8 protein-coding genes are annotated in these 16322 nt (G+C 59.2%); 3 read left to right on the top strand and 5 right to left on the bottom strand.

Going from position 1 to position 16322, the window contains the following annotated elements; genetic code table 11:
• The first annotated feature begins 422 nt into the window (after nt 1-422).
• Entirely contained in the window at nt 423-8087 is a 7665-nt protein-coding gene (locus MPAL_RS16685; protein ID WP_012618409.1) for a PKD domain-containing protein, read from the top strand.
• A gap of 148 nt (nt 8088-8235) precedes the next feature.
• Here the strand turns inward: MPAL_RS16685 and MPAL_RS08870 are convergent, their stop codons facing one another.
• Together MPAL_RS08870 and MPAL_RS08865 are read right to left on the bottom strand one after the other, a co-directional pair.
• Complete coding sequence (locus tag MPAL_RS08870; RefSeq protein WP_012618408.1) at nt 8236-9639, bottom strand: tetratricopeptide repeat protein; 1404 nt, start codon at nt 9637-9639, stop codon at nt 8236-8238.
• Between the two features lie 136 nt (nt 9640-9775).
• Nucleotides 9776-11227, bottom strand: coding sequence for an MFS transporter (locus MPAL_RS08865; RefSeq protein ID WP_012618407.1), 1452 nt, complete (start codon nt 11225-11227; stop codon nt 9776-9778).
• Between the two features lie 213 nt (nt 11228-11440).
• Here MPAL_RS08865 and MPAL_RS08860 point away from each other — a divergent pair, with 213 nt between their 5' ends.
• A complete protein-coding gene (locus MPAL_RS08860; protein WP_012618406.1) occupies nt 11441-11785 on the top strand; it encodes a hypothetical protein in 345 nt (114 codons plus the stop codon).
• Nucleotides 11785-12423, top strand: coding sequence for a class I SAM-dependent methyltransferase (locus MPAL_RS08855; RefSeq protein ID WP_012618405.1), 639 nt, complete (start codon nt 11785-11787; stop codon nt 12421-12423). Before MPAL_RS08860 ends, MPAL_RS08855 begins: the two co-directional genes overlap by 1 nt.
• 5 nt (nt 12424-12428) lie before the next feature.
• Here MPAL_RS08855 and ade read toward each other — a convergent pair whose 3' ends face one another.
• The 3 genes from ade to MPAL_RS14590 all read right to left on the bottom strand — a co-directional run bounded on the left by ade (nt 12429) and on the right by MPAL_RS14590 (nt 16129).
• Entirely contained in the window at nt 12429-14132 is a 1704-nt protein-coding gene (gene ade / locus MPAL_RS08850; RefSeq protein ID WP_012618404.1) for an adenine deaminase, read from the bottom strand.
• Nucleotides 14133-14134: 2 nt separating this feature from the next.
• Nucleotides 14135-14419, bottom strand: coding sequence for a hypothetical protein (locus tag MPAL_RS08845; protein WP_148208201.1), 285 nt, complete (start codon nt 14417-14419; stop codon nt 14135-14137).
• A 102-nt stretch (nt 14420-14521) separates the two neighbouring features.
• Complete coding sequence (locus MPAL_RS14590; protein ID WP_012618402.1) at nt 14522-16129, bottom strand: sensor histidine kinase; 1608 nt, start codon at nt 16127-16129, stop codon at nt 14522-14524.
• Nucleotides 16130-16322: the final 193 nt, after the last annotated feature.

Genomic DNA, 16322 nt, shown 5'->3' with positions numbered 1-16322 from the left:
TCACGATCACTGATGAATGAAAGATGGGAAGGAACCGTTTTAATCCCGGAACAGGAACGTCAAAACCTGCCTGATTCAGAGAGAGCGATCCTATTTGTAGCATAGACGCGCGCTGGCTGGCTATAATCGATATGAACAGGCAGTACCTGGCCCCGACCGATTCAGGCGATCCAAAATAAACAATGCAGTTAACTTACCTCCAAAAATTCAAACCACAACGATTAACTATTGTGTTTTTGTAATCTCTTCTGTTCGATTCCATCCGGTCTGAACAACCCGTCGACACACACCACGGGTCGGTTCTTTCTGAGTACCCGGTGCTCGCCTTGCTCAGGCTTGCCTATCGCTCAGCGCCCATTCAGACCGGGTGGCATCGTCGAGGACGGCTCACAGCCTGCTCCCCACAACAGGTGATTTGATTCATGATTCGTTACCGTAAACCAGGAGAGTTCCTTCTCCTCATGATCATCATGATCGCCGCTCTGGCGACCCCGGCCCTGGCCGGACTTGTACTGCCCAACGACACCGGCACCGGTGCCTCGATCAACCAGCAGACGCTCTCGCTCCCGCTCAGCTTCATCGAGAATCAGGGGCAGTCGCCCGACGTGGTGAAGTACCAGGTCAATGCGGCCGGCCACTCGATCGCGTTTGAGCCGGATCGGATCGTGCTCGCGGCCAGCCAGGACGTGAATAACACGACGAAAAGCGCTGAAGTCACGATGACCTTCCCCGGCTCCTCTGCCTCGCCGGCGATCGCCGGCCTCGACCGCCTGCCCGGGAACGCGAGCTTCTTCCTCGGCAACGACTCGTCCAGATGGCAGAGTGACGTGCCGACCTATCGATCGGTCGAGTACCAGCAGCTGTACCCCGGCATCGACCTCCGGTACAACGGTACCCAGGGTGTCCTGAAGCGTGAATTCGTCGTCGCACCCGGAACCAGCCCCGACCAGATCGCCATCGCCTACGACGGCATCGACGGGCTCGCAATCGCTGAAAATGGTTCGCTTGCCATCACCACCTCCCTCGGAGTGCTGACCGACGAGGCCCCGGTCGCCTACCAGGCGATCGACGGCATAAAGGTACCGGTCACGTCTTCGTACCGTCTGAAGGACGACGGGACCGTCGGGTTCACGGTCGGAGCCTACGACCAGTCCCGGCCGCTCGTCATCGACCCGACCCTGCTCTACTCCTCGTACTTCGGCGGATCGAATCAGGACTTCATCACCCGCGTCCGCCTCGACTCGGCCGGCAACATCTATCTCGCGGGCTTGACCAGCTCGGCCGATTTCACAATTCAGAACTCCAACCAGGCTCCTGGAGGCTCAAATGATGCCTTCGTGACGAAGCTGAACCCCGAGGGGACTGCGGTCCTCTACTCTTCGTACCTCGGCGGTTCCGGGGACGATGTCGTCCGGGGCATGAGTATCGATGGTTCAGGAAACATCTACCTGGCTGGCGTAACGGCATCCACTGATTTTCCTCTCCAGTCGCCCTTCCAGCTCACAAACAACGAGGGCAAGGCCGGGTTCGTGACGAAGTTGAACCCCTCCAATCCTGCCGGCTCGCAGCTTGTCTACTCCACCTATATCGACGGTAACACCGGAAACGGGGTTAGCACAGGTGCCAATGGCATCGTCGCCGACCCGTCCGGAGGCGCCTATGTAGCAGGGGTTTCGAACAGCCCCACGCTCCCGGTCACCGCCGATGCCGCTCAGCCGGCCCTTAGCGGGACGTACGATGCCTACCTTGCCAGGATCGGTTCTGATGGCTCACTGATGTATCTGACCTACCTCGGCGGCGCCAAGGATGAAGGGGGGTCAAATTATGTGAGCACCGCCGGATCAACCCCTGGCATCATGGGGATCGGCCTCGATTCGGCCGGCAACGTCTACGTCTCTGGTTCCACCAAGTCCACTGACTTCCCGACCCTGAATCCATACCAATCGGTTCATGGAGGGACCACCACGGTAACCGATGCGTTCGTCGCCAAGTACACCGCGACAGGCTCGAAGGTGTATGCAACGTACCTCGGAGGAACGACCAGTGACGTCGCCTATGACCTCGCCGTCGATCCGGCAGGAGCGGTCTACGTCACTGGAAATACCGGGTCCACCAACTTTCCCCTGGTCAACCCGGCCCAGAGTGCGATGAAGGGGACCTCAACCGCCTTCATCACCAAGATCGATCCCTCCGGCACCTCTCTCGATTACTCGACCTACTGGGGAGGGTCTTCGGGCACGAATACCCCATACAGCATCGCCGTGGATGGCGCTGGAGATGCGTATGTGGCCGGGGCAACACTGTCCACGGATTACCCCATCATCAACGGGGCACAAAGTGCCTTTTCTGGACGCACTGACGGTTTCGTCGTCAAGTTCGGGCCCGCGGGGAACGCGCTGTACTCGACCGTTATCGGTGGCAATGGTGAAAACTGTAACAACTTCTTCTATGGTATCGGGGTCAACGACCAGGGGGATGCCGTTGTGGGTGGTAGTACAAGTTCAAATTACCCGACGACAGCTTCTGCCATCCAGCAGACCAACAGGGATACACTCCCTGGTTATTGCGGTATCTTCTCGATCCTGACCGATAAGGCCGTGGCCGACTTCACCGCCACTCCGACCACCGGGTATGCACCGCTCTCGGTGCAGTTCAACGACACCTCGAAAGGGTCCCCGACGAACTGGTCGTGGGACTTCGGCGACAACGCCACCTCGACCGAGCAGAACGCTACCCACACCTACACGGCTGCCGGCCTGTACTCGGTCAACCTGACCGCCTCGAACTCGCTCGGGAGCACCCATCTCCAGAAGACCGATTATATCACGGTCCTCGACCGCCCGGGCCTGCCTGAGGCGAACTTCACCGCGAACGTGACGAACGGCACCGCCCCGCTTGCCGTCCAGTTCAATGACACCTCGCTGGGCGGGAACCTGACGGCGTGGTCGTGGGTGTTCGGCGACGGCGCCACCTCGACCGAGCAGAACCCGGTCCACACCTATGCAGCAGGCGGGAACTACACCGTGAACCTGACGGTCACCAATTCCGGCGGCTCCAACTCGACCGAGAAGGTCGACTACATATCAGTCGCCCGGCAGCCCCTGCCTGAGGCGAACTTCACGGCGAACGTGACGACCGGTATCGCCCCGCTGTCGGTGCAGTTCAACGACACCTCATTGGGTGCGAACCTGACGGCGTGGTCCTGGGCGTTCGGCGACGGGAACATCTCGACCGAACAGAACCCGATCCATACCTACGCAACAACCGGCAGTTACTCTGTGAACCTGACGGTGACGAACGTGAGCGGGTCGAACTCCTCGGTGAAGACGAACTACATCAACGTCTCCGCCGTGCCCCTGCCGGTTGCGAACTTCACGGCAAACGTGACGACCGGTTTCGCTCCGCTGTCGGTGCAGTTCAACGACACTTCGCTGGGTACTAACCTGACCGCCTGGTCGTGGTCGTTCGGCGACGGCGCCACCTCGACGGTGCAGAACCCGATCAACAACTACACGACAGCCGGCAGCTACACCGTGAACCTGACGGTGACGAACGCGTCCGGCTCTAACACCACCACGAAGACGGACTACATCATCGTCACCGCCTCGGAAGCTCCGATAGCGAACTTCAGCGCGAACATCACAAACGGCACCGCCCCACTGGCTGTGCAGTTCAACGACACCTCGCTCGGTGTGAACCTGACGGCATGGTCCTGGGCGTTCGGCGACGGCAACACATCGACTGTGCAGAACCCGATCTATAACTACACCGCAGCCGGCAGTTACACCGTGAACCTGACGGTGACGAACGCGACCGGGTCCGACAACGAGGTGAAGACGAACTACATCAACGTCTCTGCATCGGTAACTCCGACCCCGACGGTCACCGTGGGCCCCCTATCAGCTGTTCGACATATCTTCATCAACACCGCGAACGGCGTGAAGTACAACTATGACGGTGCGACCTACGGCGGCCCGAACAACACCTACTATGTCAAGGCCGACGGTGGCGGACTGAACGAGCTGCACCTCACCAACGACGCGAATGTTGCCTCCGGCCAGGTCACGACGACCGGTGCCCAGAACGGCACCTTCTATGTGACGAACACCGGCGGCCGTGGATTCGATGACGACATCATTCTCCTCGTCTCGGTGAAGGGCCCGATCCCCGACGACTTCGGCATCCATCTGACCTCGAACGGCTACACCTGGACACCGTCAGCCGCCGGAGTCTACAACCCGACTGCCCCGACCGATTCCTCCTACGTGACCGGTATCGACCAGACCTTCTCGAAGGCCGACTTCATCTACGGCCCGCAGACCTGGAAGCCCGGGCCCCACCAGGGATCGGCCGACCTGGTGACCCCATACCTGCCGCTCTACACCGGGCAGGACATCAACGACGCCTCGACGGCCCAGTACCTGATGTTCGTCGACCTCAAGGCTGGGAACGTAAAGCAGGGCGTCATCCCCAGTGCCACGCTGAACAACGGTGCCCTGAAGGTGGACTACAGTATCACCAACCTGAGCACCCGTGCAGATTTCAATGGATTCGCCTGGGCCAATGCCTCGAATCAGGGGCAGGGGATCACCTGGACAAACAATGTCTTTAATCCGGGCGCCAGCGGCTACTCGGTCACAGCCCCTGTGGCTGCCCCCGTCGCCGGCTTCAATGCGAGCGTGACGAACGGCACTGCACCGCTTGCGGTCCAGTTCAACGACCTGTCAACCGGTACCCCGACCTCGTGGTCGTGGGACTTCGGTGATGGCAATACATCGACAACGCAGAGCCCGAGCCACACCTATACGGCGGCCGGGAACTACACCGTGAACCTGACGGCGACCAATGCCGGCGGATCCAACACCACGGTGAAGACGAACTACATCACCGTCACCGGGTCAGAAACCCCGACGGCTCCGGTCGCGAACTTCAACGCGAACATCACGAACGGCACTGCCCCCCTGGCCGTGCAGTTCACCGACCTGTCGACCGGAGCTCCGGTGACCTGGTCGTGGTCCTTCGGTGACGGCAACACATCGACGGTGCAGAACCCGGCCTATACCTACGCGGCGGCTGGGAACTACACCGTGAACCTGACGGCGACGAACGCCGGCGGTTCCAACACCTTGGTGAAGACGAATTATATCACCGTTACCTCACCGGCGATTCCAACACCTTCCCCGACGCCCACGATCACCGTGGCCCCGCTCTCGGCCCCGAAGCATATCTTCATCAACACCGCGAACGGCGTGAAGTACAACCTGGACGGAGCGACCTATGGCGGTCCGAACAACACCTACTACATCAAAGCCGAAGATCCCGGAATGAATGAGCTCCACCTCACCAACGACGTGAACGCACCCTACGGCCAGGTCACGACGACCAGTGCCCAGAACGGCACCTTCTATGTCTCGAACACCGGGGGGAGGGGATTCGATAACGACATCATCCTTCTCGTCTCGGTGAAGGGCCCGATCCCCAACGACTTCGGCATCCATGTGACCTCGAATGGATATACCTGGACGCCGGCAGCCGCCGGAGTCTACAACCCGACCGCCCCGACCGACTACACCTACGTGACCGGTATCGACCAGACCTTCTCAAAGGCAGACTTCATCTACGGACCACAGACCTGGAAACCGGGTCCCGGCGACCTGGTGACCCCATCGCTGCCCCTCTATTACGGGCAGAACATCAGCGATGCCTCGACGGCACAGTACCTGATGTTCATCGATCTCAAGGCCGGTAACATGAAGCCCGGCACCTTCCCGGGTGCCACGCTCAACAACAACGGAGCCATGAAGGTGGATTACAGTTTCACCAACATGAGCACCCAGGCCGCCTTCAATGGGTACGCCTGGTGCAGTGCCTCGAACCAGGGACAGGGGATCACCTGGACAAACAATCCCATAAATTCGGGGGCCAGCGGCTACGTGGTTACAGCCGTGCCTCCGGCCCCGGTCGCCGGTTTCAGCGCTAGCGTGACGAACGGCACTGCCCCACTGGCCGTGCAGTTCAACGACCAGTCGACGGGCACTCCGGCCTCGTGGTCGTGGGACTTCGGTGACGGCACCACCTCGACCGTGCAGAACCCGAGCCACACCTATACCGTGGCTGGAAACTACACGGTGAACCTGACGGCGACCAACGCTGGCGGGAGTAACACCATCACAAAGACGAACTACATCACCGTCACCGGGTCCGAGAGCCCGTCGGCTCCGGTCGCGAACTTCAACACGAACATCACGAACGGCACCGCCCCACTGGCCGTGCAGTTCACCGACCTGTCGACCGGAGCTCCGGTGACCTGGTCGTGGAACTTCGGTGACGGCAACACCTCGACGATGCAGAACCCGGTTCACACCTACGCGGCAGCCGGGAACTACACGGTGAACCTGACAGCGACGAATGCCGGCGGGTCCAACACCACGGTGAGGACGAACTACATCACCGTCCACGCTGTGGTGCCGCCGACAACAGAACCAACGACGACCGCACCGACAACAGCACCGACCACCACCGCTCCAACAACCGTACCGACAACCATTCCAACGACGATAGCAACAACCATTCCAACGACAGTACCAACAAAGATCCCGACGACAGTTCCGACGACGATCCCGGTGACCCCGACTCCGACCATGCAGCCGGTGACGGCTAACTTCACGGCGAACGTGACGACCGGCCAGACCCCACTGGCTGTGCAGTTCACCGACCTGTCGACCGGTACGATCAGCCAGTACTTCTGGCAGTTCGGTGACGGCGGTGCCTCGTTCGATAAGAACCCGGTCCACACCTACTCGGCAGCCGGCACCTACACCGTCTCCCTCGTCGCCATCGGTTCCACCGGGGCTGAGGTGAAGACGATCCCACAGTACATCACCGTCACCGGTCCAGGGACTCCGACAGTCTCGCCGACCGCGACGACACCAACTCCAACCGGAACAACCGTCACTCCAACCGTGACGTTGACGACCGCAACGACGACCGTGACCCCGCTGCCGACCTCGTCCGGGCATGACCTGCCGATCGCGAACTTCGTGGTCACCTACCAGGCCGGAGCAGGTTCGATGGGCATCCAGGTCACCGACGCCACGACGAACGCCACCACCGTGAAGTACGACCTCGGCGACGGTACCACCACCGCCTATAAGAACTTCAAGTACACCTACTGGCAGCCCGGCACCTACACGATCACCCTGATCGCGACCAACGACGCCGGGTCTTCGACGAAGACCGTCACGGTGACCGTGCCGGCCGGGTCACCCACGACCACGACCGTTTCACCAACGACGATGACTGTGACGCCAACCCAGACACCCGTAAACCCGAACCTGCCGGTGGCCAACTTCACGATCACATTCCAGGGAGGCTCGGGCTCGATGGGCATCCAGGTCACCAACACCGCAGTGAATGCGACCTCGGTCCATTATAACCTCGGCGACGGGACGACCACTGCCTATCCGAACTTCACCTACACCTACTGGCAGCCCGGCAACTACACGATCAACCAGACCGCAACCAACGCGGCCGGGTCCACCACCAGGACCATCAATGTGACCGTGCCGGCGGTGGCAACCCCAACGACAATCCCAACCACCACCGTCTCGCCGACCGTGACCGGAACAGCTCCGGTTTACAACGGCACCCATGCGATCCCCGGTCAGCTACAGGCCGAGGACTACGACCTCGGCGGCGAGGGCGTCGCCTACCACGACACCACACCCGGCAACGAGGGCGGGGTCTACCGGCATGACGATGTGGACATCGAACAGATCGATACCGACAGAAGTCCGAGCGTCGGCTGGACCCGTGCTGGCGAATGGCTCGCCTACACCGTGAACATCAACACGGCCGGCACCTACACCGCCGGGTTCCGGGTCGCCTCGGCCCATGCCGGCTCGTCCGTCCAGATGTATCTCGACGACGGCGCGACACCTCTCGCCGTGGTGAACGTCCCGAACACCGGCAACGATGCGGCCTTCCAGACCCTCCAGGTCCTGGTGACCCTGCCGGCCGGGCAGCACCGGCTGAAGCTTGCGTTCCCGGGGAACTACGCCAACATCAACTGGATCAACTTCGCCTGAACGGGCGGAAGGACAATCCCTTTTTTTTCCAGGCCTCAGGCTTATCTTTCAGGTGAAATCTCCCGGTAAAGGAGAGAGCGTATAAAAAAGTGATTATCAGAGAGTGCCGGAGAAGATCCGGAGAGACGTGAACGAAGGGGGTACCCCTTCAGTCCTCGTAATCGCTGAACCCGTAGTCTCCATACGATTCTTCATCCTGGTTGGGGAGATCCTCATCCAGATCGTACTCGGAATAGCAACAGGGCTCCTCTTCAAAGCAGCCGATCTTCCCGAGGATCTTGTCCCGTTCGATCTTCGCTCGCTCATAGAGCGGCTCGAGTTCGAGAGCTTCGTTGAAGCATTCGAGTGCTTCTTTTTCACGTTCGAGCGCGACAAGACAGATTCCTTTCTGGTAGAACGCCGTCTCGTCCAGCGGATCCGCCTCGATCATCTGCTCGTAACAGGCGAGTGCGTCAACGAACCGGCCCATACTGATCAGACAGCGGGCCTTCCCCACGTATCCCCGTGTGCCGACATCCCCAAACTTCAACACCTGGTCGAAGCAGTCGATCGCCTCCAGATTCTTTTCAAGGGATGCATAGCAGTGCCCGGTCAGGTACCATGCCTCGGTATTTTCTGGAGAGCGGGCTGTCACCTCCCGGTAACACCTGATCGCTTCTGGATACGTCCCGCAAAGACGGAGGAGATGGCCACGCTCCATGAGGGCCCGTTCGTTCTCCGGATGCTCCTCGAGGACCATCTCGATGCATCGAAGAGCCTCCTGATGATTCCCTGTCTTCTTGCAGAGTGTCCCTTTCTCCAGCCAGGCCTCTTCACAGTCGGGATCGGTCAACAGAATCTGGTCGTAGACCAAGAACGCCTGATCCGGATCTCCGCGTTCAGCCAGACAGAACGCCTTCGCCAGCAGGGCTCTCTGGTTCCCGCCATCGGAAGAGAGGAGATGATCGAAGCATGCAACAGCCAGATCAACCTGTTTCAGCCGGATCAGATCGTAGCCTTCCCGGAGCCAGGCATTCTCTTCATCAGGAGCAAGTGTGTGCAGTTCCTGATACCAGAGCACTGCCTCTGAAAGTTCCCCTGTCCGTTCGAGACATTCGGCACCAGCATAGAGGGCAGCGGTATCGGTCGGTTCGATGGTCAGCACCTCATTGAAGCAGAGGAGCGCCTCCTCGTGCTGTCCGGCCATGCCAAGGCAGAGACCGCGGTTATACCAGCCGTCTGCGTCATCACCGGACAGGTCCAGGTACTGGTCGTAAGCTTCGACGGCCTCCTGGTACCTGCCGAGATTGTAGAGGGCCGCACCCAGTTCAAACCAGGCATGATGCGGTACTGCATCTTCCTCGATGGCATGGTTGTAACAGTCCACCGCCTCCTCATAGGCACCTGTCGTATAGGCGGCCATCCCCTGCCTGCACCACCCTTCAGGGGTGGCGGCGGTTGCCAGTTCTGCAAACGGGGCTATCTCAGCCGATGTACTGGTGATCCTAAGTTCTGCACCACCACTCTGGTACGCTGTTTCACCATCCCATCCGGACCCGGATTCAGGTGTCATGATCGGATCTCGGAGTTCAACTGAAATATTTGTTTGTATATCAGCCATTTACCGGCGGGGAGGAATGTCTGTTCTGGTCGGGATTGATGACCGATCCCTGCCTGAGTGCTCCAGAGGGCGCAAGGCCGGGCTCTCATCAATGAACGGGGTGGGTGGGGTGATCGACCTTCAGGGCGGAACGGGCACGCAGATACGAGAAGAACCCGGCGAGCAGGCAAATGAGCCCCGAGATGACCGCGACGATCCCGACGGCGGCGGCGAGCACGGAGACCGGAGCTCCCATCACGGCATCCTCGTTTCCGAAGACCCGCAGGAACACGGAGATTAGAATCGTGGCGATCGATACCCCGAGGGCCATCCCGAGGTTTCTTCCAGTTGCCGTGACACTCGACGCCAACCCCATCTTCTGGGGTGGCAGCGCACTCATCAGGTCGGTGTTGTTCGGGCTCTGGAAGAAGGCAGATCCGATCCCCACCCCGGCGAATGCGAGGAGAATCAGAGTCAGGTCCTGTCTGACCGAAGCATATCCCGCGACAAAGAGTGCCCCTGCTACCACGGCCATACCGATGGTGGCATAATGGGGAGAGTGATGCCGATCATAGAGCCATCCCGTCAGGGGGGAGAGGAAGACCATGATCGTCGGCATCACCAGATAGACCAGGCCGACCTGGGTCGGTTCCATGCCCATCACCCCTTCGAAGTAGAAGGGCCCGATCACGCCGAGCATGAAGTTCGCAATGAAGTAGAGGACCATACTGATCATTGGGAGGGAGAAGAGGGGATTCTGGAAGATCTCCAGTTCGACGAGCGGGTTCTTCGCTTGCCGCTCGTGCCGGATAAAGAACCCTGTTGCGAGGAGGAAGACCAGGGCGAGGGGGAGCGTCGTCAGGCTGGCCCCGTCGGCGAGGTCGCCGAGCGTCAGGATCAGCGCCACCATCAGCACCACCAGCGAGATGGAGCCAGGCAGGTCGAGGTTGAGATGTGCGTTCCTCTGCTCGTCGACCCGCAGGTACCGGGCTGCGGCGAGGAGGAGCACCACCCCGATCGGGACATTGATGAAGAAGATATACTCCCAGCCGAGCGTCCCGGCCAGAAACCCCCCGACGACCGGGCCCGCGATGGACCCGACGGCCACCGTCGCACCCAGGTACCCCATCGCCCTGCCCCGTTCGGTCACCGGGAAGGCCGTGAAGAGGATGGCCCCGCTGATCGAGAAGACCATCGCCGCACCGATCGCCTGTACGACCCGGAACCCGATCAGCATCATCAGACTGGTCGAGAGGCCGCAGGCCAGGGAACTGACGGTGAAGACAGCCATCCCCCCGATGAAGAGGACAACCTTTCCGGTATACTCTGAGACCTTCCCGAAGACCAGCAGCAGGCTCGTCATGGTGATCAGATAGGCGGTGATCGTCCACTGGGACTGGGCCACATCCACCCCAAAATAACTGGTCATCGTCGGCAGGGCGATACTCACCACGATCCCGTCGATGACTGCCATCAGGATCCCGGTCAGGACGATGATGAGGATGATGTACCGGTTCGTATATGCTGGCGTTCCGCTGGAGGAAGGGGGCTGTGTCGTCATCAGGGTCTCTGGTTCCTGGTCTCTCGGACCGGGATGCCGGCAGGGTCTGCTGGTATCGTGACTGGTCCGGAGGTCTCCTATTGATCAGTACTTACTCTGGTTCCTATATAATAGAGAACGCATCGTCCCCGATCGGCCTCTCTCTGCTGTGAGATCTTATGGGGAACCCGTCTCTGGGATGGATTGATATCGATCCCGTGCACTGATCGTACCATGGATGCACGTTTCTGGGTGATCGTACCGCCGAAGGGCAGGTACACCCGAGAAAATCCGGCCATGCTGATCAGGGCCCTCTCCGATGAATGCGGCCTGTATTATGAACGCTACGATGATCTCTCCGACGACTGGGTCTATGAACGGGATTTTGACGCAGAATCGACGGCAGCGCCGGATGTGATCGAGGTTCCTTCCTCCGAGGCAGCTACCCTCGAGGACCGGCTCCGACGAGCGATCGCCAGGCTCACCTACTCGCAGATGAAAGCCCTGGTTGAAAAGCGGGTGATCGAGAAGAGGAACACCTACGAGGTCTCCCTCGACCGGTTTGATCGAAGAACCTGATGGTGAAGGAGATGTTGACCCGATCGGGGGTGGCGTGGGACCGGGAATACCAGTGCAAGGGTCGACTCTGGGGGGGAACCCCCCAGGGGATCCCTCCCTTCCTGGGGGGGATGAAGGTACTGGAGGTCGGGTGCGGTGACGGAAAGAACCTGGCTGCCCTGGCGACCCGGGGAGTGGAGATCACCGCATTCGACCTTTCCCCATCGGCAATCTCTCTCGCACAGGTCCAGGTCAGGCAGGGTCTCCGGGCAGATCTGCTGGTGGCCGACGGCCGTTCTCTTCCGTTTCGGGCCGGCTCGTTCGACGCCGTGATCCTCTATCATGTGGCCGGGCACCTCCGGTCCGGCGATCGGGCGGTGCTTGCGGCTGCGTGTCGAGATGTGATCCGGTCCGGCGGAGACCTCTTCTTCCGGGGATTCAGCTGCGAGGACCTCAGAGCAGGGAAAGGGGCCCGGGTTGAGGAGGATACCTATCTTCGGGGAAACGGGATCCTCACCCATTATTTCATGGAAGAGGAGGTGGCCTCGCTCTTTAGCGGTATGATCCCCCGGTTCGTCACCACCCACCGCTGGACGATGCCAGTCCGGGGAGAACCCCTGGTCAGGGCCGAGGTGCTGGCCACATTTCAGAAGCCCTGATCTGATTATTCTCTTTTTTCAGATATCTGATCAGTCCATTCATCCCCTTCGATATATCGAAGGGGAACCGGATGCTGCGCATCGACATCGAAGAGCCCTCCGGGGGTGATCCGGAGATGCGGGATCACCGGCAGACCCAGAAACGAGAGGTACATGAACGGGTCGCAGATCCCCCCCATATCGGTTGCCAGGTCGTTGACCAGATCGAGGTCGGCCACCACCTGCTGGTAGGGGAGAACCGACATCAGCCCGGCACACTCCAGCGGGAGAACCGCCGTTCTCTCCTTGAGGACGGCGGCGAGAGCTCCATGGGCACCGATCACCTGATCGATCGCCCTGGTGATCTCCTGGTCCGAGGTCCCCACGGCGATGATGTTGTGGGCATCGTGGGCGACACTCGTCGCGATGGCTCCGCTCGTAAATCCGAACCCGTGTACCAGGCCGACACCATACCGCGATCCCCGATAGGCATCGCAGACTACGACCTTCAGCAGGTCCTCGTCGAGATCGGGGACGATGCCTGCTGTGGGGGAGAGGATCAATGAATCGGTCAGGATCTGCCCGGGGACGAGGCCGATAACCCGGCAGGGACCATCGGCCCTGATCGCCAGGTCGTGCCGGTCGGGTGCTGTGCAGGCGTACGTCCTGACCGGGTGCGGCATCGGCGGCATCTCCCGGCCCTCTGCATCGGCCGTCCGTCCCCCCCGGAAGGTCTGCCGAACTGTAAAGACCGATCCCTTCTCCAGTACACAGAAATCGGCCCGCCGGCCCGGCGCCAGTGCCCCCCGGTCGATGAGCCTGAACCGTTCGGCTGGCGAGAGGGTGGCCATCCTGATCGCATCGTCCGGATCGACACCGTACTCGACCGCCTTTCTGATGCAATCGTCGATATGCCCGGCCTTCGCCAGCAGGTCGGCATGCCGGTCGTCGGTGGCGAACGAGCAGCGAGAAACCGTGCATCGGGAGACCACGCTGGCCAGGGCCTTCAGATTCTGCTCGGTGGATCCCTCCCGGAGGTACAGATACATCCCCCTGTCGAGCCGTTCCCTCGCCTCCCCTGCTGAGGTACATTCATGGTCGCTCTGTATCCCGGCGAGGACATAGGCATCCAGCGAATGGCCGGAGAGGAGGGGGGCATGGCCGTCGACGATCGGGGAGAGTGCACATTTCCGCGTGACCTCCGGGTCGTTGCCGATGACGCCGGGCACGTTCATCATCTCCCCGATACCGACGACCCCGTCCAGGTCCAGGAACGGTTTGAGATCGCCGGCATTCAATACGGCTCCTCCAAGGTCGTCGGGCGTGGCCGGGACGCAGGAGGGGAGCATGATCAGCAGATCGATCGAAAGGGCCGGCCGTGCAGCGAGCATGTACCGGATCCCGGCACTGCCCAGGACATTGGCGATCTCGTGGGGATCTGCGATCACTGTCGTCGTTCCGTGGCTGGAGACCAGGCGAGCGTACTCATAGGGGGTCAGCAGCGAACTTTCGACATGCACATGGGCATCGATCAGCCCGGGCACCACCCGGGCATGCTTCAGGCTGCAGGTCTGACGGGCATGAAACAGACCAGTTCCAAGGACAATCCCGTCCTTCACCCCAAACGAGGTCGACTCCCAGGAACAGGTGAACGGGTTGAAGAGTTCGGCGTCCGTGAAGAGGAGATCTGCCGGGACCTCCCCTCTGGCAGCGGCGATCAACCGATCCATGATCAGACCTTCAGATCCCGGATCACCGCGGCCTTTCGTTCATTCCCATAGGTCAGGTACAGGTAGACCCGGTAGGAACCGGGGTCTAAGGTCATGGACTCGGTGTAACTGTTCTCTCCTTTCTTCACGGAGATGTAATCTGCCTGTTTGTAGATCTCTTGCTGCTGGAGATCCTGGAGAGCATAGACGGTCACCTGCAACACAGCGTCGGTTCTGTTCTCTGCACCACTGACATTCAGATGCAGCGCGCCCGGGGTATAGGAGATGGTACCGAATTCTGTGGTCATGCATCCGGAGAGAACAGTCAACAGTATCACCGGGATGAGCAAGATCAGGAGGGATGCGCGACTTCTGGACATTATATACTCTGTATGTTCATCCTGGTGGGATTAAAATGATCTGATTGAGATCTGGGGAGGGATATTCTGGTCGTGATTCCTGACCGGGTCTGGGATGGTGATCCTGAATGAGGTACCGTTCTTCCTCTGTAGATCAAGGGTTCCACCCAGTTGTCTAGTCAGGGCATATACCAGGTCGAGTCCGAACGTATCCGACCTGGCAGGATCGAGATCGTCTGGGATGCCCACGCCATCGTCGCTGATGGTCAGGATGGTCGACCTGTCCTGACAGGCCACCTCGATCGTCATGGTTCCTCGCCTTCCCTCCGGGAATCCCCAGAGAAATGAATTGGTCAGCAGTTCGGTGAGGATCAGACCGTAGGGAACGGCAATATCGGTCTGGATCAGTCCATCTTCGATCTTCTGATCGACTGTCACCTGTTCTGTATCGTGAATATATGTGGAGAAGATCAGTTCGACCAGTCGTTGTGTATAGTCTCTGATCGGGATATGCTCGGGATCGGCAGACTCCTCAAGCACTTCATGGATCAGGGCTAGGGCGGCGATTCTGTTCTGGGATTCTCTGATGATTCCGAGATCGGTAGCAATGGTACAGTACTGTTTCTGAAGATCGAAGAGGCTCTGGATAAGTTGAAACATTCCTCGTGTCCGGTTTCCCACCGATTCTATCAGATCTTCCTTCTCTTTCAGGGCCTGCTTGAGCTGTTCTTCGGTATGTTTCAGTTCTGTGATCTCCCTTCCGACGGCCTGGTACTCGACCATGTTCCCTGAATCATCGAATAACGCCCGATTGGTCCACTGAAGCCAAACCTCCTCACCATCTGGACGGATCACCTGTTCATCAAGTGTCAACACCGGACATTCCTGTGTGATGTCATCGACGAACTGGTTCAATCTCCTCTGCTCGCTGTTCTGAATTATCGGTTTGAAGGAATGCCCGATCAATTCCTCTTTTGCCATATTGAAGAAGGTGCAGTAGGCATTATTTGCAAATGTCAGCGTGCCGTCTGGAAGAAACCTGCAGATCAGATCTGTCTGCTCCTCGACGATGGCCCGATAGCGTGCTTCACTCTGCTTTAGAGCCGCCACCGCCTCTTTCTTCTCGGTGATGTCCTCGAAGACCAGAGTCACCCCTGCGCCGCCATTCTCAAAGACCGTTGGGATCAGTTTAATCTGAAATGAGATGGATCGTTCGTCAATCTTCCATTCGATCTCATCGCTGTATGACATTCCATGCAGAGCATTGACGATCCAGTTGAGCAATGGTGTCTCCTTGAGAATGGTCAGATTGAGGGAACTGAGGGAGCGACCTTGCAGTTGTTGCGGCTTCTTTCCAGTGAAGGTCAGAAAGTTGTCGTTTGCCTGCAGGATCTTCAGTTCACTGTTGAGCACGACGATCATATCTGATGCGTAATCGAGCATCGTTGAGATCGGTACCCGATCTGATAGAAAATATACCTTCGCCGCAGCGAAGGATCTCATTTCAATGTCGCCTGAGACCATCAACATATTGACATATTTTGCCACGGAATTCCTGTTCAGGCTCAGTTCCCGTGAGATATCAGTTATGGAAAGTCCCCGCGGGTTCTTCTTCAGGACTTCCTTGATGGATGCCAGGTTCTGTTTTACCGAGATCATACCTTCTTCACGTCCTGTTAACCTCCGGGTTATAATATATCTTAAACATAGTCTGCTCCGGGTATTTATGCCTTGCATAGTGATTAGCATATTTGCAATGCGACAGAATTAATTTATATACAAGACCCTCCTACTGGATAGATGATGCGGATCTGCATAGCAGATGTGCACTCAGTAGGGAATATCATGAGAA

This window comes from Methanosphaerula palustris E1-9c (assembly GCF_000021965.1).
GTDB lineage: Archaea > Halobacteriota > Methanomicrobia > Methanomicrobiales > Methanospirillaceae > Methanosphaerula > Methanosphaerula palustris.
The sequence above is the reverse complement of the archived record's forward strand: the minus strand, read 5'-3'. Positions and strand labels throughout refer to the sequence as shown.